Below are 564 nucleotides of genomic sequence, written 5' to 3'. Positions count from 1 at the left end.
TGGTGCTTTCCAGCGATAGTTATATTGCCAGTAATTTCATTAGGGAGTTTTAAGTATATTATCTTTATGGATAAGCAGTTAGCAAAAGACCTTGGCAAATACTATGACGATAACGGTTATATGCGCCCTAAATATCAATTGTCTTGGGAGGTAGGGAGCCGCTGCTTTGATTATTGGGTTAAGTACCCATTTATTCGTAAGCGGGTTACAACAAATTCAGTCAAATTTAAGGCGTTTATGTGGTGGAATGCTTTAGGAATGTGGAGTTGGATAGCGGTTTTTTTTCTGGCTTTTCTTGAGAAGGGGCTAGGTATTTCATTCTGATTTAACTGTGTGATTCATAGACATCCCTTCAACTATACTGGGTGTCAATGAACAGAGAAATGCAACAAAGGCTACAGTGAGTAAAAATGTACAACGAATGTGCTGATGCAGAGAGCGTATGCCGTTGGCTGGGCTTATGTTGCAAATGGATGGCAGTCCACATTGCTGGTTCGGTAATGAACGCTCTTGCCTCATGGCTAGCGTGGATGATGCAACGAGTGGTATTCATGCGCAGTTTTT

General features: G+C 41.3%; 1 protein-coding gene. It reads left to right on the top strand.

Translation table 11 applies throughout. The annotated features are described in order from the left end of the window. Positions 1-324 (top strand): hypothetical protein (locus ACQEXR_RS20410; protein ID WP_427021062.1); only part of this gene is annotated, 324 nt, incomplete at its 5' end. Between the last annotated feature and the right edge of the window lie 240 nt (positions 325-564).

This window comes from Vibrio sp. TRT 2004, from assembly GCF_050113735.1.
In the GTDB taxonomy this organism is placed as follows: domain Bacteria; phylum Pseudomonadota; class Gammaproteobacteria; order Enterobacterales; family Vibrionaceae; genus Vibrio.
Note: the sequence above shows the minus strand (reverse complement) of the source record. Positions and strands in the feature narration are given on the sequence as shown.